2 protein-coding genes are annotated in these 405 nt (G+C 37.8%); both read right to left on the bottom strand.

Annotation, left to right across the window (positions count from 1 at the left end; all coding sequences use genetic code 11):
• Positions 1-180: hypothetical protein (locus tag A3SG_RS20550; protein ID WP_016991469.1), on the bottom strand; the 180-nt coding region annotated here is incomplete at its 3' end.
• Positions 181-225: 45 nt separating this feature from the next.
• Positions 226-405: hypothetical protein (locus A3SG_RS22615; protein WP_232226439.1), on the bottom strand; the 180-nt coding region annotated here is incomplete at its 5' end.

Below are 405 nucleotides of genomic sequence, written 5' to 3'. Positions count from 1 at the left end.
ATTTTTTTGGTCGTTTAGTTTTTCTACTTTCTCGAACTGTAATAAGAGTTCGTTATCTTGAATATTGTTTTTGGCTTTGTCTTGAATCGTTCCATTGAGTAAGTAATCGGGAGAAACTTCCAATGCTTTAGAAATACGGTTAAAAACATCTGCAGAGGTTACTGCCCCAAGCTGGCGCAAGCGTCACGCTTGTGCCCACAAACAAAGTCAACAAAATTATGAAATTTACACGGTAATATTTAAAGCTTTTGAAAGTGAATCTTTCAGTCTTTTTTTACTTAGGGCAATATCGACACACACAACCCGAACGTCCTTGATATGTCGACAACGATAGCGCAGATTTGCAATCTGTGCCCACAAGGAAAGGCATTGCAAAGGAATTAAAACAAAAAAACCGAGCAATTG

It is taken from the genome of Flavobacterium sp. ACAM 123, assembly GCF_000264055.1.
In the GTDB taxonomy this organism is placed as follows: domain Bacteria; phylum Bacteroidota; class Bacteroidia; order Flavobacteriales; family Flavobacteriaceae; genus Flavobacterium.
This window is presented reverse-complemented; position numbering and strand designations above follow the sequence as displayed.